The following is an 18,033-nucleotide window of genomic DNA, read 5'->3' on the forward strand; positions in this document are numbered from 1 at the left end:
GCCCCTGGATCTTTCGATTCAGGGGCTTTTCAATGTTGCTGTCTGGCTCCACGACCTGGACTCGAACCAGGGACCCAGTGATTAACAGTCACTTGCTCTACCAACTGAGCTATCGCGGAATGGCGCGTATCTTACTGATTCAAAAAGAGAAGTCAAGCATCGAATAACAACGGGAGCAAATTATCGGGACGGGCGGTGGTTTGGCGGCGATTGGCGGTTACCAGGATCGCCACGGAGGTCTACCATGGTCGCCCGGAAGTGGTGACACGCGCTGCCGGCCATTCGCCGAAAAGGTACGCGCCATGAATCATTTGACCCTCACACCTCGACACCACGGGGTGCACCCATGAGCATCTCTCAGATCAGCCTGCCCAAGGGTGTCGGCCCCCATGCCGAAAAGTTGTTCGACGCCATCACTCAGGCTGGCACCGCTGAAGCATTGAACCGCGCGGGTGGCAAGGCCGAAGGTTTCGTCCTGGGGCTGGAAAGCGCCAAGGCGATCAAGAGCCAGATCGCCGAATCGCTGTATGTCGCCTACGACGACGCTGCCAGCCAGCGTGCGACCGAACTGGCTTAACCGCCGAAGGTAATGGTGGCAACCATCAGTTTGGCGTAGAGCGCTGTGGCACCCAATTGCACCAGCCACAGGGCCAGGCCGCCGAGGAATACACCCGCAGCGACTTGCATTACCAGGTTGTTGCCGCGTTTGGCCGGGGCGCGGGGGATGAAGTGATCCAGATCATCCAGGTCATCGCGGTCGGCGCGCAGGTCATCGTTTTTCATGTGGGATCTCATAGGTCATTCAGGTGTACGCAAACCTGTGGGAGCGGGCTTGCTCGCGAATGCGATCTGACTGAGACATCGGTGTTGGAGCTGCTGGCCCTTTCGCGAGCAAGCCCGCTCCCACACCTTGATCTGACTCAGTCTAGGGGAATATCGATGGTCCATAAAAAACGGGAAGCCACAGGCTTCCCGTTTTTCATTTCAAGGCTGAATCAGATGACCTGTACAATCGCGTCCGTCACCACCTCGATGTTGCTCTGGTTCAGCGCAGCCACGCAGATGCGGCCGGTGTCCAGGGCGTAGATGCCGAACTCGTTGCGCAGGCGATGAACCTGCTCAACGCTCAAGCCGGAGTAGGAGAACATGCCGCACTGACGACCGACGAAGCTGAAATCGCGCTGAGGCGCTTTTTTTGCCAGCAGGTCGACCATCTGGGTGCGCATGCCACGAATGCGCAGGCGCATTTCGGCCAGTTCGGCTTCCCACTGGGCGCGCAGTTCCGGGCTGTTCAGCACTGCAGCGACAACGCTGGCACCGTGAGTCGGCGGGTTGGAGTAGTTGGTACGGATCACGCGTTTGACTTGCGACAGTACGCGCGCGCTTTCTTCTTTCGATTCGCTGACGATCGACAGGGCACCTACGCGCTCGCCGTACAGCGAGAACGACTTGGAGAACGAGCTGGAAGCGAAGAAAGTCAGGCCCGACTCGGCAAACAGGCGCACGGCAGCGGCGTCTTCGTCGATGCCATCGCCGAAACCTTGATATGCCATGTCGAGGAACGGCACGTGGCCTTTGGCTTTGACGACTTCCAGGACGTTTTTCCAGTCGGCCGGGCTCAGGTCCACGCCGGTCGGGTTGTGGCAGCAGGCGTGCAGCACAATGATCGAGCCGTTTGGCAGCGCGTTCAGGTCTTCCAGCATGCCGGTACGGTTCACGTCGTGGGTCGCGGCATCGTAGTAGCGGTAGTTCTGCACCGGGAAACCGGCGGTTTCGAACAGCGCGCGGTGGTTTTCCCAGCTCGGGTCGCTGATCGCCACGACGGCGTTCGGCAGCAGTTGCTTGAGGAAGTCGGCACCGATTTTCAGAGCGCCAGTACCGCCAACGGCCTGGGTGGTGATGACGCGGCCAGCAGCGAGCAGTGGCGAATCATTGCCGAACAGCAGCTTTTGCACAGCCTGGTCGTAGGCGGCGATGCCGTCGATTGGCAGGTAGCCACGGGAAACGTGTTGAGCGGCGCGAATCGTTTCGGCTTCGACAACGGCGCGCAGGAGTGGAATTCGCCCCTCCTCGTTGCAGTAAACACCGACCCCCAGGTTGACCTTGCTGGTGCGGGTATCGGCGTTGAATGCTTCGTTGAGGCCCAGGATTGGATCGCGTGGTGCCATTTCGACAGCGGAGAACAGGCTCATTATTGCGGCGGCTCTGAATGGAGAGTGGAGGGACGTGTCGCGCTCCAGCCGAATGCACTAGAGCGGTGCACAAACGGGGAGCTAGTATAGAGGCCATCGGCGATTGCTGGCGACAGGCGATTTACCTTTTAAGGCAAGTTTTTCCGATTATTTATCGACCGTCAGTCGAATGGTGTCGGCAAAGGTTTTGCGTGATGCAGGACGTTTGCCTTGAAAGCGCTGGCAATCGGCTCCACATTGAGCACAATCCAGTTTTTTCCTCGGGCGACATCGGTCGTTTGCGGTCTTTCTCGTTCGTGCCGGTTTGACCGGCAAGAGTGATCCAGAGGTATTTCATGTCTGAATTCCAGCTAGTCACCCGTTTCGAGCCCGCCGGCGATCAGCCGGAAGCCATCCGCCTGATGGTCGAGGGCATCGAGGCCGGGCTGGCGCACCAGACGCTGCTCGGTGTGACCGGCTCGGGCAAGACCTTCAGCATCGCCAATGTGATCGCCCAGGTGCAGCGCCCGACGCTGGTGCTGGCGCCCAACAAGACCCTGGCGGCGCAGTTGTACGGCGAGTTCAAGGCGTTTTTCCCGAACAACGCGGTGGAGTATTTCGTTTCCTACTACGACTACTACCAACCCGAAGCCTACGTGCCGTCCTCGGACACCTTCATCGAGAAAGATGCCTCGATCAACGACCACATCGAGCAGATGCGGCTGTCGGCGACCAAGGCATTGCTCGAGCGCAAGGACGCGATCATCGTTACCACGGTGTCGTGCATCTACGGCCTGGGCAGCCCGGAAACCTATCTGAAGATGGTGTTGCACGTGGATCGCGGCGACAAGCTCGACCAGCGTGAGTTGCTGCGCCGCCTGGCTGACCTGCAATACACCCGCAACGACATGGAATTCGCCCGGGCGACCTTCCGCGTGCGCGGCGATGTGATCGATATCCACCCGGCGGAATCGGATTTCGAAGCAATCCGCATCGAACTCTTCGACGATGAAGTGGAAAGCCTGTCGGCCTTCGATCCATTGACCGGCGAAGTGATCCGCAAGCTGCCGCGCTTCACCTTCTACCCGAAAAGCCACTACGTCACGCCCCGGGAAACCCTGTTGGGCGCGGTCGAAGGCATCAAGGTCGAGTTGCAGGAGCGTCTGGAATACCTGCGCTCCAACAACAAGCTGGTGGAAGCTCAGCGCCTGGAGCAGCGCACTCGTTTCGATCTGGAGATGATCCTCGAACTGGGTTACTGCAACGGCATCGAAAACTACTCCCGTTACCTGTCTGGTCGCGAAGCCGGCGCGCCGCCACCAACCCTTTACGATTACCTGCCGGCCGACGCCTTGCTGGTGATCGACGAATCCCACGTCAGCGTTCCGCAGGTGGGCGCCATGTACAAGGGCGACCGCTCGCGCAAGGAAACCCTGGTCGAATACGGTTTCCGCCTGCCCTCGGCCCTGGACAACCGGCCGATGCGTTTCGATGAATGGGAAAGCATCAGCCCGCAGACGATTTTCGTTTCGGCGACGCCGGGCAATTATGAAGCCGAGCACGCCGGGCGCGTGATTGACATGGTGGTGCGCCCGACCGGGCTGGTGGACCCGCAAATCGAGATCCGCCCGGCACTGACCCAGGTCGACGACTTGCTGTCGGAAATCACCAAGCGTGTCGCTCTGGAAGAGCGGGTGCTGGTCACGACGCTGACCAAGCGCATGGCCGAAGACTTGACCGACTATCTGGCCGACCACGGCGTGCGCGTGCGCTACCTGCACTCGGACATCGACACCGTGGAGCGGGTCGAAATCATCCGCGACTTGCGTCTTGGCACCTTCGATGTGCTGGTGGGCATCAACTTGTTGCGCGAAGGCCTGGACATGCCGGAAGTGTCGCTGGTGGCGATCCTCGATGCCGACAAGGAAGGCTTCCTGCGTTCCGAGCGCTCGCTGATCCAGACCATCGGGCGGGCGGCGCGTAACCTCAATGGCCGGGCGATTCTGTATGCCGACCGGATCACGGGCTCCATGGAGCGGGCGATCGGCGAAACCGAGCGTCGTCGAGACAAGCAGATTGCTTTTAACCTGGCCAATGGCATCACGCCCAAAGGCGTGTTCAAGGATGTCGCCGACATCATGGAAGGCGCCACAGTGCCCGGCTCGCGCAGCAAGAAGCGCAAGGGCATGGCCAAGGCCGCCGAAGAAAACGCCAGGTACGAAGCCGAATTGCGTTCGCCGGGCGAGATCGCCAAGCGTATCAAGGCCCTGGAAGAGAAGATGTATGCATTGGCGCGTGATCTAGAGTTTGAAGCAGCGGCGCAGATGCGCGACGAGATTGGCAAGTTGCGCGAGCGGTTGATCACTGTTTGATCTTTAGTGCCTGAACTGGCCTCATCGCGAGCAAGCTCGCTCCCACAAGGTTCAAGGTGATCCCTGTGGGAGCGAGCTTGCTCGCGATGAGGCCGGTCAGGGTACTGCAAATATCAATTAGTGCGCTTCCCCAGCCTTCAACCCCGCCGGCAATTTCCGGGTCAGCAACACCGCCAGCATGCTGATCCCCAGCGCAATCCCGACAAAATGAAACGCATCGTTGTAGGCCATGATCGATGCCTGCTGATGCGCGATCTCGCTGAGTTTGCCCAATGCCGCCGTTTCACTGCCCAGCCGGTCGGTCAGTGAGGCAATGCGCTCGGCCACCTGCGGATTGCTCGGTACGATGGATTCACGCAGGTAATCGAAATAAACCTTGGTCCGCGCATCCAGCAGCGTGGCGAGCAGGGCGATGCCGATGGCTCCGCCGAGGTTGCGCAGGATGTTGAACAGGCTCGATGCCGATCCTGCATCCTGGGGCAGGATGTAGGACGTCGCGATCAGCGAGATGGTGACCATGATCAGCGGCTGGCCCAGGGCGCGGATGATCTGGATCTGATTGAACTGCGGCCCGGCAAAGTCCGGGTTGAGCACGCCTGAAGAGAAGCTCGCCAACCCGAACAGCCCGAAGCCCAATGTGCACAGCCATTTTGGCGAGACGAACTTCATCAGCTTGGGCACCAGCGGGATCAGAAACAGCTGCGGCACCCCCATCCACATGATCACTTCGCCAATCTGCAGGGCGTTGTAGTTCTGGATTTGCGCCAGGTACAGCGGCAGCAGGTAGATCGAGCCGTACAACCCGACCCCCATGCCGACGCTGGAAATGCTGGACAAGCCGAAGTTGCGGTTGCCGAGGATACCGAGGTTGATCAGCGGATTGGGTTTGGAAAACTGCACGATCACAAAGGTGATCAGGCTGACCAGCGCGATGCTGCCCAGGGTGACGATCAGGCTGGATTCCAGCCAGTCCTTGCGATGGCCTTCCTCCAGGAATACCTGCAGGCAACCGAGCCCGACGCCGAGGGTGAGAATGCCGGCGTAGTCGGTGCTTTTCAGCAATTCCCAGTGCGCTTCTTTCTTCTCCAGGCCGTACATCAGGCCGGCGATCATGATCAGGCCGGGCGGGATGTTGATGTAGAAGATGTACTCCCAGCCCCAGTTCTCCGTCAGCCAGCCGCCGAGGGTCGGGCCGATGGAGGGCGCGAACGTGGCGGTCATGGCGAACATGGCCATGCCTTTGGCGCGGTGGTGTTCCGGGAGCTTGATCAGGGTCAGGGTGAACGCCAGTGGAATCAGCGCACCGCCGGTAAACCCTTGTAGGGCGCGGAACACGATCATGCTCTCCAGGCTCCAGGCCATGGAGCAGAGCAGGGAGGCCGCGAGAAATCCGAGGGACACCCACACCGCCAGGCGTCGCGCCGACAGCAACTGCACGAGCCAGGCGGTGAGCGGGATCATGATGATCTCCGCCACCAGGTAGGAGGTGGAAATCCACGAGCCTTCCTCCAGGGTCGCCGACAGCGCGCCCTGGATATCCTTGAGCGAGGAGTTGGTGATCTGAATGTCCAGCACCGCCATGAAGGCGCCGAGCATCACGCTCATCACCGCGATCCAGTCCCGCCGGGTCGGTTCGCCGACCGGGCGGATCAGTTGATCACCGGCCATCGTCGGCGGCGGCTTTGTGGCTCACTTTGGGGGTGACATCTTCAGGGGCGTCCTTGATGTTCACCTTGGCGGTCACCGACATGCCCGGACGGATCTTGCCGCGCAGCGGGTTGTCGGCGGCGAAGGTCAGTTTTACCGGAATCCGTTGCACGACTTTGGTGAAGTTGCCCGTGGCATTGTCCGGCGGCAGCAGGCTGAACTGCGCGCCCGAGGCGGCGAACAGGCTGTCGACACGGGCTTTGATCGGCGTGTCGCTGTAGGCGTCGAAGGTCAGTTCGGCTTCCTGGCCGGGTTGCATGTGGCCGATCTGGGTTTCCTTGAAGTTGGCCTGAATCCAGATGTCTTCGTCAGGCACGATCGACAGCAAGTAAGCGCCGGCCTGCACGTATTGGCCTTCGCGGGCGGCACGCTGGCCGATCAGGCCGCTGATGGGGGCGTGGATTTCGCTGCGGGTCAGGTTCAGTTCGGCCTGGGCCAGGTCGGTTTTTGCGTTGGCGATCTGCGCATCGAGGCGTTTGATCTCGGCGGTCAGCGCGTTGACCTGCTGGCGCTGACTTTGCGCATCGGCCTGGGCCTTGGCCACTTGCGAGCGGGCAATGTGGGATTCGGCAGAGAGGGTGGTCACCCGCTCTTCGGAGACATAACCGGGTTTGCGCAAGGTCTCGGCGCGGGTCAGGTCGATCTGCGAGCGGCCCAGGCTGGCTTGGCTGGACGCGACTTGCGCTTCGCTGGCGGCAATCAGGCTGGCCTGCTGGGTCAGCTTGCTCTGGGCTTGCAGGCGCTCGGCCTGGCGGGTGGCCAGGACGGCATTGGCGCGGTCGACAGCGAGGCGGAAGTCGTCGCCTTCGAGTTTGATCAGCAACTGGCCTTTCTCGACATGCTGGTTGTCCTGCACCAGCACCTGGTCGATGCGCGCGCCCAACTGGCTCGACACACGGGTGATCTCGCCCTGGACATAAGCGTTGTCGGTGCTTTCATAAAAGCGCCCCTTGAAGAACCACTGGGCAAACAGGCCCCCGGCAGTCAACAAGACCATCAGCAGGAATATAAAGAGGCGACGCTTGAGTTGGGCAGGCATGAGGCAAACTGTAGTCGAGAAATTGTAAGGGAAGTTATCAGCAGGCAAATCTGGCATACAGCCGATAAGTGGTAAATGCCGTCGGTGGATATTCGGCCATTCACCGCGTCATAGGGGGGTTACAGACGCAACCTTGGCTTAAATGCCCTGTTCGCTGGAGCCGGGCGGGTGTCGCCTGTTACCATTCGCGCCTAGTTTGAACTTCGCTTTTTTTCTTTTCGAGACATGCCATGACCACCGTCCGCACTCGCATCGCGCCATCGCCTACCGGGGATCCCCACGTAGGTACCGCCTACATCGCCTTGTTCAACTACTGCTTTGCCAAGCAGCACGGCGGTGAGTTCATCCTGCGGATCGAAGACACCGACCAATTGCGTTCGACCCGTGAGTCCGAGCAGCAGATTTTCGACGCCTTGCGCTGGCTGGGGATCGACTGGAGCGAAGGCCCGGACGTCGGCGGCCCGCACGGTCCGTATCGGCAGAGCGAGCGTGGCGATATCTATCAGAAGTATTGCCAGCAACTGGTCGACATGGGGCATGCCTTCCCGTGCTTCTGCACCGCCGAAGAGCTGGACCAGATGCGCGCCGAGCAAATGGCTCGCGGTGAAACCCCGCGTTACGACGGCCGCGCGCTGCTGCTGTCCAAGGAAGAAGTCGCCCGCCGCCTGGCCGCTGGCGAACCCCATGTGATCCGCATGAAGGTGCCGAGCGAAGGCGTCTGCGTGGTGCCGGACATGCTGCGTGGCGACGTTGAAATCCCGTGGGACCGCATGGACATGCAAGTCCTGATGAAGACCGACGGCCTGCCGACGTACTTCCTGGCCAACGTGGTCGACGATCACCTGATGGGCATCACCCATGTATTGCGTGGCGAAGAGTGGCTGCCATCGGCACCGAAGCTGATCCTGCTTTACGAGTACTTCGGCTGGGAACAACCGGAGCTGTGCTACATGCCGCTGCTGCGTAACCCGGACAAGAGCAAGCTGTCCAAGCGCAAGAACCCGACCTCGGTGACGTTCTACGAGCGCATGGGCTTCATGCCGGAAGCGATGCTCAACTACCTGGGGCGCATGGGCTGGTCGATGCCGGACGAGCGCGAGAAGTTCTCGTTGCAGGAAATGGTCGACCACTTCGATCTCAAGCGCGTGTCCCTCGGCGGTCCGATCTTCGACATCGAGAAGCTGTCCTGGCTCAACGGCCAATGGCTGCGTGACCTGCCGGTGGAAGAGTTCGCCGCGCGCGTGCAGAAGTGGGCGTTCAACGCCGAATACATGATGAAGATCGCGCCGCACGTACAGGGCCGGGTCGAAACCTTCAGCCAGGTGGCACCACTGGCCGGGTTCTTCTTTGCCGGTGGCGTGAATCCGGATGCCAAGCTGTTCGAATCCAAGAAACTGTCGGGTGATCAGGTCCGTCAGTTGATGCAGTTGATCCTGTGGAAGCTCGAAAGCCTGCGTCAGTGGGAGAAGGACAGCATCACCGCGACCATTCAGGCCGTAGTCGAATCCCTGGAGCTGAAGCTGCGAGATGCCATGCCGCTGATGTTTGCCGCGATCACCGGCCAGGCCAGTTCGGTGTCGGTGCTCGATGCGATGGAAATCCTCGGGCCGGACCTGACCCGATTCCGTCTGCGCCAGGCCATCGACCTGCTGGGCGGTGTGTCGAAGAAAGAAAACAAAGAGTGGGAAAAGCTGTTGGGCGCTATCGCCTAAGCGCTCCTGATTCCCTGCAGGAGCAGCCGTCGGCAGCTCCTGCAGGTCTGCGTTGCGTGTAAACCTCCCGAATTTCCGGGGGGAGGGCGGTAAGTGGTTGTTATGCCGACAAAAAATTTTAAATTTTTTGAAAAATAAGTTTGACAGGCTTTCGATACGCCCTTAAGATTCGCCCCGTCCTCAGCGATGACATCAACGATGAGGGGCTATAGCTCAGCTGGGAGAGCGCTTGCATGGCATGCAAGAGGTCGACGGTTCGATCCCGTCTAGCTCCACCAATTTACACTTCAAGGTCTGGCCACACCGGCCTTGAAGCGATCAACACTCAGCGTTGATCAGTTGTATAGAAGGGTTTGCGTCCCCTTCGTCTAGTGGCCTAGGACACCGCCCTTTCACGGCGGTAACAGGGGTTCGAGTCCCCTAGGGGACGCCAGTTTTACAGAAGCGATGTTGCAAGATGTCGCTCCGCCGCGAGGCGAAAAATCCGGGGCTATAGCTCAGCTGGGAGAGCGCCTGCATGGCATGCAGGAGGTCAGCGGTTCGATCCCGCTTAGCTCCACCAATTTTACAGTTCAAGGTCTGGCCACACCGGCCTTGAATCGATCAGCTCTCAGCACTGATCAATTGTATAGAAGGGTTTGTGTCCCCTTCGTCTAGTGGCCTAGGACACCGCCCTTTCACGGCGGTAACAGGGGTTCGAGTCCCCTAGGGGACGCCACGATTACCCGCTCTGCGGGATTTTATAAGGGTCATTCAATTATTGAATGGCCCTTTTGTTTGTCTGGCGTTTGGCCAAATTCCTCCATTTCCAAAAAAACTGTTCTTCAGACCAGCGGTCACACCCATGACTTGCTAAAATTTATTATGAGAATAATATTTCAATCGTAATATTCGGAGGCAACGATGAACGATAAAAAAGCTCAGACCCGCGAACGCATCCTCAAGGCTGCCAGCGCAGCGCTGATTCAGCGCGGCCCGGCCGAGCCAAGCGTGGGCGAAGTGATGGGGGCGGCGGGCCTGACGGTCGGCGGCTTCTACGCACACTTCGAAAGCAAGGACGCGATGATGCTCGAGGCGTTCAAGCAATTGCTCGGTCACCGCCGCGACCTGATTGCCGACATGGACGCGGAGTTGACCGGTGAAGAGCGTCGCGCGCTGGTGGCTGCGTTCTATCTGTCGCGCAAGCACCGTGACTCCTCCGAATCGGCCTGTCCGATCCCGGCATCGGTCGGCGAGTTGGGGCGGCTGCCGGAAGCGTTTCGTGTCGCCCTGAATGAACATGTGGAATTGATGGTCGCGCAGTTGGCGGCCAGTCCTGAAGAAACCGAAAAAGCCCTGGCCGATATGGCCTTGATGGTGGGTGGGCTGGCTCTGGCGCGGGCGCTGGGGCCGGGAGAGTTGTCAGATCGATTACTGCGCGCCGCCAAATCGGCAGTGCGTTGACCCTGAAGGCTGCGGCCTGAGGAGAATGCGATGAGCGCGTTAAAGTGGGTTCGTGGCGTTAATGGCACCTTGGGCTGGTTTGCCCCGAAACTGGTCGCTAGCAAAATGCGATTGGCCTTCATGACACCGCGGGACCTGCCGCCCCGTGACTGGGAACTGCCGCTGTTGGCGCGATCCGAGCGCATTACCCTGCGGTTTGGTCTTTCGGCGCTGCGTTGGGGGCAGGGGCCGGCCGTGCTGCTGATGCACGGCTGGGAAGGTCGGCCGACGCAGTTTGCCAGCCTCATCACCGCGCTGGTCGATGCCGGTTACTCGGTCGTCGCCCTGGATGGTCCGGCCCACGGTCGCTCACCGGGCAGAGAAGCGAATGTGGTGCTGTTCGCTCGCGCCATGCTTGAAGCCGCTTCCGAACTGCCTCCGTTGCAAGCGGTCATCGGCCACTCCATGGGCGGCGCCAGTGCCATGCTTGCGATCCAGTTGGGCCTGCGTACCGAAACCCTGGTGAGTATTGCCGCCCCGGCTCGGATTCTCGGCGTGCTGCGTGGTTTCGCCCGTTATGTGGGGCTGCCGCCGAAGGCTCGCTCGGCGTTCATTCGCCAGGTGGAGAATGATGTCGGCATGCGCGCCGCGATGCTGGATGTCGCGCACTATCAACTCGATATGCCCGGCCTGATCGTTCACGCCGAAGATGACACCTTCGTCCCGGTCAGCGAGTCGCAATTGATCCACGAAGCGTGGTTCGACAGTCGCTTGCTGCGTTTGAAAGAGGGTGGTCATCAGCGCGTATTGGCCGACCCCCGAGTGATTGATGGCGTGTTATCACTGCTGGCCGGTCGCAGTCTGCAATCACGCCAATCCGCTTGAGCTTCCGTTACACTGCGCCGGTCGAAATCATCTGACCGGGAGTGGGGCATGGGCTGGGATCGGGAAACGCCATTTATCATTGATCTGCAAGTGGACGCCGAGGACATCGACGGGTTGGGACACGCGAACAACGCAGTCTACGTGACCTGGCTCGAGCGCTGCGCCTGGCGCCACTCCCAACGCCTTGGCCTGGATCTGGTCGAATACCGGCGGCTGGACCGGGCGATGGCGGTGGTGCGCCACGAGATCGATTACCTGGCAGCGGCCTACGAAGGCGATGAGTTGCAATTGGCGACCTGGATCGTCGATTGGGATCAGCGCCTGAAAATGACCCGACACTTCCAGCTGATCCGCCCCAGCGACAATGCAACGTTGCTGCGCGCGCAAACCACGTTCGTCTGCATCGAGCTGTCCACCGGCAAACCCAAGCGCATGCCGACGGAGTTCATCGAAGGCTATGGCCCGGCGATTAAAGCGCAGGAGTTGGTACAACCCTGATTTCCTGTGGGAGCGGGCTTGCTCGCGAATGCAGTGTGTCAGCAAATTAAATGTTGGCTGACACGACGCTTTCGCGAGCAAGCCCGCTCCCACATTGGATTTGCGATGTTCTGCAGATTTTCTCTGAAACCCAGTAAACTGCCGCACGTTTTTCCTCGAGTGTGTTTTTCATGCAAATTGCTTTGGCGCCCATGGAGGGGTTGGTCGACGACATCCTGCGCGATGTGCTGACCCGCGTGGGTGGTATTGACTGGTGCGTGACCGAGTTCATTCGGGTCAACGACCAGTTGCTGACGCCTGCCTATTTCCACAAGTTCGGCCCGGAGCTGCTCAACGGTGCCCGGACCGCCTCCGGCGTGCCGCTGCGTGTGCAACTGCTCGGTTCCGATCCGGTGTGCCTGGCGGAAAATGCCGCGCTGGCTTGCGAGCTGGGTTCCGAAGTGATCGACCTGAACTTCGGCTGCCCGGCCAAGACCGTCAACAAATCCCGTGGTGGTGCGGTCCTGCTCAAGGAGCCCGAGCTGCTCAACCAGATCGTCGAGCACGTCCGTCGTGCCGTCCCCGCGCACATTCCGGTCACCGCCAAGATGCGCCTGGGCTTCGACAGCCCGGACGGTTCGCTGGTGTGTGCCACGGCCCTGGCCGAAGGCGGTGCGGAACACATCGTGGTGCACGCGCGGACCAAGGTCGATGGCTACAAGCCGCCGGCTCACTGGGAGTGGATCCCGCGGGTGCAGGACGTGGTCAAGGTGCCGGTGTTCGCCAATGGTGATATCTGGAGCGTCGAAGACTGGCGCCGTTGCCGCGAGATCAGTGGCGTGGAAGACATCATGCTCGGTCGCGGCCTGGTTTCGCGCCCCGATCTGGCCAGGCAGATCGCCGCTGCCCGGGCCGGTGAAGAGGTCGTGGAGATGACCTGGAACGAGCTGCTGCCGCTGATCCAGGACTTCTGGCTGCAAGCCAAGGCGCAGATGACGCCACGCCAATCGCCGGGTCGCCTGAAGCAATGGCTGGCGATGCTGACCCGCAATTATCCCGAGGCGGTAGAGCTGTTCACCGTCCTGCGTCGTGAGATCGAACTGGATAATGTCTCGCGTTTGTTGGGGCTGCCGGTGGCTGAAGCCGCCTGAGGCTGTTTTAAAAAAAGTAGAAAATAAGCTCTTGAAATGCAATCAGCGGTCCCTATCTAAGGGTTACGCGATGCCGAATTCGGGTCGCGGAGACAAAAAACCTTGCTGATTGTTTTCAGGAGATTTGAATCATGGCTACTACATTTTCCCTGGCCCCACTGTTTCGGTCCTCGGTAGGTTTCGACCGTTTCAACGACTTGTTCGAGACCGCCCTGCGCAACGAACCAGGCAGCAGCTATCCACCCTATAACGTGGAAAAACATGGCGACGACCAGTACCGTATTGTCATCGCAGCGGCTGGTTTCCAGGAAGAAGACCTGGAGCTCGAAGTCGAGAAGGGTGTGCTGACCATCAGTGGCGGTAAACGCGACGCAAACGAAGACGTCACTTATCTGTATCAGGGTATTGCCCAGCGTGCGTTCAAGCTGTCCTTCCGTCTGGCGGATCACATCGAGATCAAGGCGGCCGGCCTGAGCAACGGTCTGTTGAGCATCGACCTGCTGCGGGTGATTCCGGAAGAGGCGAAAGCCAAGCGCATCCCGATCAACGGGGCGCAAAAACCGGCTCTGCAACACTGAGTCCGGGCAGGAAGAAGGGCGCCTTTGGCGCCCTTTTTTGTGCCTGTGCCATTTGTAGGAGCTGCCGCAGGCTGCGATCTTTTGATTTTGAATTTTAAGATCAAAAGATCGCAGCCTTCGGCAGCTCCTACAGGGTTCGCGTCACTTCAGGAGTTTTTGGAACTCTTCCACCGGCAACGGCGGGCTGTGCAAATACCCTTGGTAGAAGTGACACTCCAGCCCCTGCAGGAACTCAAGCTGCTCCGCTGTTTCCACCCCTTCGGCAATCACTTTCAAATCCAGGCTGCGGGCCATGGCGACGATGGCGCGGATGATCTCGGCGTCGTTCGGGTCGCTGGTGGCGTCGCGGATGAATGACTTGTCGATTTTCAGGGTGTCGACCGGCAGGCGCTTGAGGTAGGTCAGCGAGGAATAGCCGGTGCCGAAGTCGTCCATGGCGAAGCTCACGCCGAGTTTTTTCAGGCGGCGCATTTTGCTGATGGTGTCTTCCAGGTTCTGGATCACGATGCCTTCGGTGATTTCCAGCTTCAGCAACGTGCAGGGCAGCCCATAGGTGGCGAGGCTGTTTTCAACGCGTTCGACGAAATCGTTCTGGCGGAACTGGCGCGGGCTGATATTCACGCACAGGCTGAATTTGTACGGGTTCACCAAGCCTCGGTCGATCAGTTTCTTGAAGGCCTGGCAGGCTTCGTCGAGGATCCAGGTGCCGACCTCCAGGATCAGTCCGCTGTCTTCCAGCACCTTGATGAACTCGGTGGGTGACTGCGCGCCGAGTTCCGGGTGATTCCAGCGTACCAGAGCCTCGGCGCCGACGATGCGGTCGCCCCGGGCGTCGACCTGGGGTTGGTAATGCACGCGAAACTCGCCCCGGGACAGAGCCAGGCGCAGGTCGGTTTCCATGCGCAGGCGTTCGCTCGCGGCCTTCTGCATGGTGTTGTGGTACATCTGCGCAGTATTGCGCCCCGAGTCCTTGGCGCGATAGAGCGCGATGTCGGCGCGCTTGAGCAGGTCGGTCGGGGTCGAGCCGTGATCGGGGATCAGCGCAATGCCGATACTGGGCGTCACTTGCAGGCGCTGGCCGTCGAGGAACATCGGTTCGGACAGCAGTTCGCGGATGGTGTCGGCCAGTTCCCGAACCTGATCGCTGACTTCGCTGCGCGAGCCTTCGAGACCGCTGAGCAGCACCACGAATTCGTCGCCACCCAGGCGTGCAACGGTGTCCTCCATGCGCACGCTGGCCTCCAGGCGCGCGGTGATGATTTTCAGCACGGTATCGCCCACCGGGTGCCCGAGGGAGTCGTTGATGTGCTTGAAATGGTCGAGGTCGAGGAACATCAGCGCGCCGCGCAGGTTATGCCGTTTGAGCAGGGCGATCTGCTGGCTCAGGCGGTCCATCAGCAAGGCACGGTTGGGCAGGTTGGTCAGTGGGTCGTGGTAGGCCAGATGGCGAATCTGCGCTTCGGCGTTTTTCAGCAGGCTCACGTCCCGCGCGGTCAACAGCAGGCAGGCAGTTTCGTTGAGGGTGATCGGTTCCACCGAGACTTCGACGGTGAGCAGTTCGCCGCGCTTGTTGCGCCCGAGCATTTCCTGGTGATGAACCCGGCCCTTGATCTGCAATTCGGCCAGCAGCGCCGAGCGTTGTTTTTCTTCCGCCCATATCCCGACCTGGTACACCGTGCGCCCCACCACTTCTTCGGCGCGGTAGCCGGTCAGGCGGCAGAAACCGTCGTTGACCTCCAGATAGCGGCCGGTGTCGCGCTCGGTGATGGTGATGGCGTCGGGGCTGGAGTGGAAGGCCTTGGCGAATTTCTCTTCGCTGGCCTTGAGCGCCGCTTCCGAGCGTTGTTGCTGGGTGATATCTCGCAGCGTGGTGACGATGCAGGCCTGGTCGCCGACGCTGATCTGGCGGCTGGAAATCACGCAGGTCAGGGCCTGTCCGTCCTTGTGCTGGACGAGGATGGCGACGTTGTTCAGGCCTTGTTCGCGGATCACTTGTTCGATCCGTCGCAGGCTTTTCGCTGACGCGTCCCACAGACCGATTTCGTCGGCGCTGCGGCCGATCACATCGGCGGCGCTCCAGCCGAAGGTCTGGGTGAAGCTGGAGTTGATTTCTATGAACTGGCCGCTGTCCTGGTGGGTGACGCAGATCGGATCGGGGCTGACCTGGAACAGCGTGGCGAATTTTTCTTCGGAGGCCACCAGCCGTTGTTCGCGCTCCACCTGGTCAGTGATGTCGAGCAAGGTGCCGGCCATGCGCACCGGCACGCCGTTGTCATCGCGGTAGAGGCGGGCGCGGCTTTCCAGGTAGCGTGAGCTGCCGTCGGGCAATTGCACGCGGTAGGTCAATTGATAGTTGCCGGCCGGGCCTTCGCGCAGGCTGCGGTAGGCGTCGCGCATGGTGTCGCGCTCTTCGCCGGGTACGCCTTCGAAAAACGCGTCGAAGGATTCGTGAAAGGGTTTGGCTTCCAGACCGTGCAGTTGGGCGGCCCGTGCCGATCCGTAGAGCATGCCGCTGGGAATGTGCCAGTCCCAGGTCCCGAGTTGCGCCGAATCCAGGGCCAGGTCGAGGCGTTCCTGGCTGTCTTTGAGGGCATGTTCGGCGACTTTGCGTTCGGTGGTGTCGAGGAAGGTGCTCAGTAGATAGGGCTGGCCTTCGAGCTCGACTTTTTGCGCACTGAGGATGCCGTCATGGATCTGGCCGTTGCTGGCGCGAAACTGCACTTCCATGCTCACCACGTCGCCCTTGGCTTTAGTGGCCTTGACCAGTTCGGCCCGTTGCTCGGGGTGCACCCACAGCCCCAGTTCCAGGGTGGTGCGGCCGATCGCGTTTTGCACAGGCCAACCGAACAGGCTTTCGAAATACTGGTTGGCTTCGGTAATCAGGCCGTCTTCCTGGCGGGTCAGCAGAACCATGTTCGGGCACAGGTGAAACAGGGTGGCGAAGCGTTTTTCCGAGCTGCTCAAGGCCTGCTCACGCTGGCGCTGGTGAGTGATCTCGCGGATCACGCCAATCATCCGCGGCCGGCCATGCTTGTCCGGCAACAGGCTGCCGCTGATTTCCAGCCAGTGCAGGCTGCCGTCGGGCCAGCGGATGCGGTGGTGCATGGCCTGCTCCAGTGGCGCGCCGCCAATGACCGCATGAAAGGCACGAACGGTTTTGGCGCGATCCTCTGGGGGTAGAAGGTCGAGGTATTCCAGGTCATGGGGCAGCGGTTGCCGTGGATCGAAGCCGAACAGCGCCTGCGTGCCCCGGGACCAACTGATCTTCCCGCGTTCGATGTCCCAATACCAGGCGCCCAGGCGCGCACCGTTGAGCGCGGCCAGCAATTGCGAGGCGCTTTCCCAGCTCTGTTCGGAGCTTTTCGGATCAATTGCCTGGATACGCGGCATCGGCGGAATACGGTCTACAGATTTCGGCATTGGCAAGCCTTGGGCTGGTGTTGGGCGTTTGTTGCAGGCATTCGCGGCTCTATAGGAGTAGCACAACTTAGCCTTGAGTCCCTGGCAGATCGAGTTGAGCGTCCAGTAAGGCCATGAAGGCCCGCGCAGCATTCGACAGCGTCCTTTCCGTGTGCAGGATATAGCCTAGCTGGCGAGTGAGCTGTATGCCCGGCAAAGGTATGCGTGCCACCTGGTCATCGAGCATGGTGCGCGGCAAGACACTCCAGGCCAGGCCGATCGAGACCATCATCTTGATGGTTTCCAGGTAGTTGGTACTCATGGCGATGTTTGGCGTCAGGCCCTGGGCTTCAAACAGCCGTTGCACGATGTGGTGGGTAAAGGTGTTGCCGCCGGGGAATACCGCCGGGTGTCGGGCGATGTCTGCCAGGCTGACCTTGCCGTTGTCGAGCAGTGAATGCTCCGGGGCGACCACGAAATCCAGCGGGTCGTCCCACACAGGCGTGGCCTTGACCAGTGTGTGGGGCTCCGGTGCGAGGGTGATGACTGCCAGTTCGGCGCGGCCATGGAGAATTTCCTCGTAGGCCACTTCCGAATCGAGGAACTGAATATCCAGCGCCACTTGCGGGTAGCGTCGGGTGAATTCCCTTAATAAGGGTGGCAGGCGGTGCAGGCCGATGTGGTGACTGGTGGCCAGGGTCAGGCGGCCGGTCACTTCGCCGGTGAGGTTGGTCAGGGCGCGGCGCGTATCATCCAGCACATTGAGAATCTGATAGGCCCGTGGCAGCAGGGCGCGCCCGGCCTCGGTCAAACCCACTTCACGGCCCAGGCGATCGAACAGCCGCACCTTCAATTGCTGCTCCAGTCCGGCGATGCGCTTGCTGACGGCCGGCTGGGTCAGGTGCAGCCGTTCACCTGCACCGGAGAAACTTCCGGTCTCGGCAATGGCAATAAAAGCATTGAGGTTGGCCAGGTCCATGTTCGTATTCCAGTTGGTTATCCAAAGTATAAAAAATATGAATTTGAGTTATTTAATGTAACCCCATAGGATCAGCCTCACAAGCCAAAGGGTTATTGAGCACTTCAGGGCCCGGGGCATAGAAACAAGCTGATGAGGAAA

The 18,033-nt window shown here is 60.3% G+C and carries 14 protein-coding genes and 5 tRNA genes; 12 read left to right on the forward strand and 7 right to left on the reverse strand.

Going from position 1 to position 18,033, the window contains the following annotated elements:
• Positions 1-43 precede the first annotated feature (43 nt).
• Positions 44-119, reverse strand: a tRNA-Asn gene (locus KSS91_RS09550).
• Between the two features lie 227 nt (positions 120-346).
• Here KSS91_RS09550 and KSS91_RS09555 point away from each other — a divergent pair.
• Positions 347-577: a hypothetical protein gene (locus KSS91_RS09555; RefSeq protein WP_217837735.1), complete on the forward strand. Its 231-nt coding sequence runs from the start codon at positions 347-349 to the stop codon at positions 575-577.
• Here KSS91_RS09555 and KSS91_RS09560 read toward each other — a convergent pair.
• Both KSS91_RS09560 and KSS91_RS09565 read right to left on the reverse strand, forming a co-directional pair.
• The gene (locus KSS91_RS09560) at positions 574-783 is read right to left on the reverse strand and encodes a hypothetical protein (protein ID WP_007986927.1); all 210 of its coding nucleotides are present in this window, start codon (positions 781-783) and stop codon (positions 574-576) included. The two genes, KSS91_RS09555 and KSS91_RS09560, sit on opposite strands and share 4 nt — an antisense overlap.
• Before the next feature lie 212 nt (positions 784-995).
• Entirely contained in the window at positions 996-2,192 is a 1,197-nt protein-coding gene (locus KSS91_RS09565; RefSeq protein WP_015095910.1) for an amino acid aminotransferase, read from the reverse strand.
• Between the two features lie 335 nt (positions 2,193-2,527).
• On the opposite strand from KSS91_RS09565, the gene uvrB reads away from it, so the two are divergent.
• Positions 2,528-4,543 (forward strand): excinuclease ABC subunit UvrB, encoded by a 2,016-nt coding sequence (gene uvrB / locus KSS91_RS09570; protein ID WP_217837736.1) that lies wholly within the window; start codon positions 2,528-2,530, stop codon positions 4,541-4,543.
• 117 nt (positions 4,544-4,660) lie between these two features.
• Here uvrB and KSS91_RS09575 read toward each other — a convergent pair whose 3' ends face one another.
• On the reverse strand, positions 4,661-6,211 hold the full coding sequence (locus KSS91_RS09575; RefSeq protein ID WP_007978668.1) for an MDR family MFS transporter: 1,551 nt from the start codon (positions 6,209-6,211) through the stop codon (positions 4,661-4,663).
• The gene (locus KSS91_RS09580) at positions 6,201-7,289 is read right to left on the reverse strand and encodes an HlyD family secretion protein (RefSeq protein WP_217837737.1); all 1,089 of its coding nucleotides are present in this window, start codon (positions 7,287-7,289) and stop codon (positions 6,201-6,203) included. The genes KSS91_RS09575 and KSS91_RS09580 overlap by 11 nt, the downstream gene beginning before the upstream one ends.
• 230 nt (positions 7,290-7,519) lie before the next feature.
• On the opposite strand from KSS91_RS09580, the gene gltX reads away from it, so the two are divergent.
• From gltX to KSS91_RS09630, 10 genes are all read left to right on the forward strand, one after another.
• The gene (gltX, locus tag KSS91_RS09585) at positions 7,520-9,001 is read left to right on the forward strand and encodes a glutamate--tRNA ligase (protein WP_015095906.1); all 1,482 of its coding nucleotides are present in this window, start codon (positions 7,520-7,522) and stop codon (positions 8,999-9,001) included.
• A 202-nt stretch (positions 9,002-9,203) separates the two neighbouring features.
• Positions 9,204-9,279 (forward strand) — tRNA-Ala (locus KSS91_RS09590).
• A gap of 79 nt (positions 9,280-9,358) precedes the next feature.
• Positions 9,359-9,434, forward strand: a tRNA-Glu gene (locus tag KSS91_RS09595).
• Positions 9,435-9,487: 53 nt separating this feature from the next.
• Positions 9,488-9,563: transfer RNA gene (locus tag KSS91_RS09600), tRNA-Ala, on the forward strand.
• A gap of 80 nt (positions 9,564-9,643) precedes the next feature.
• A tRNA-Glu gene (locus tag KSS91_RS09605) sits at positions 9,644-9,719 on the forward strand.
• A 185-nt stretch (positions 9,720-9,904) separates the two neighbouring features.
• Positions 9,905-10,444 carry a TetR/AcrR family transcriptional regulator gene (locus tag KSS91_RS09610; protein WP_102701165.1) on the forward strand — a complete coding sequence of 180 codons (540 nt, stop codon included), beginning with the start codon at positions 9,905-9,907 and terminating at the stop codon, positions 10,442-10,444.
• A 30-nt stretch (positions 10,445-10,474) separates the two neighbouring features.
• Positions 10,475-11,308, forward strand: coding sequence for an alpha/beta fold hydrolase (locus KSS91_RS09615; RefSeq protein WP_217837738.1), 834 nt, complete (start codon positions 10,475-10,477; stop codon positions 11,306-11,308).
• Positions 11,309-11,356: 48 nt separating this feature from the next.
• Positions 11,357-11,806: an acyl-CoA thioesterase gene (locus KSS91_RS09620; protein ID WP_217837739.1), complete on the forward strand. Its 450-nt coding sequence runs from the start codon at positions 11,357-11,359 to the stop codon at positions 11,804-11,806.
• Positions 11,807-11,976: 170 nt separating this feature from the next.
• Positions 11,977-12,936, forward strand: a complete 960-nt coding sequence (locus tag KSS91_RS09625) for a tRNA dihydrouridine synthase (protein WP_217837740.1) — start codon at positions 11,977-11,979, stop codon at positions 12,934-12,936.
• 131 nt (positions 12,937-13,067) lie between these two features.
• Positions 13,068-13,514, forward strand: a complete 447-nt coding sequence (locus KSS91_RS09630) for an Hsp20 family protein (protein ID WP_095965286.1) — start codon at positions 13,068-13,070, stop codon at positions 13,512-13,514.
• A 141-nt stretch (positions 13,515-13,655) separates the two neighbouring features.
• Here KSS91_RS09630 and KSS91_RS09635 read toward each other — a convergent pair whose 3' ends face one another.
• On the reverse strand, positions 13,656-16,934 hold the full coding sequence (locus KSS91_RS09635) for a PAS domain S-box protein (protein ID WP_217837741.1): 3,279 nt from the start codon (positions 16,932-16,934) through the stop codon (positions 13,656-13,658).
• A gap of 67 nt (positions 16,935-17,001) precedes the next feature.
• The gene (locus KSS91_RS09640) at positions 17,002-17,892 is read right to left on the reverse strand and encodes a LysR family transcriptional regulator (protein WP_217837742.1); all 891 of its coding nucleotides are present in this window, start codon (positions 17,890-17,892) and stop codon (positions 17,002-17,004) included.
• Positions 17,893-18,033: the final 141 nt, after the last annotated feature.

The sequence above is a fragment of the Pseudomonas azerbaijanorientalis genome, from assembly GCF_019139795.1.
Lineage (GTDB): Bacteria > Pseudomonadota > Gammaproteobacteria > Pseudomonadales > Pseudomonadaceae > Aquipseudomonas > Aquipseudomonas laurylsulfatiphila.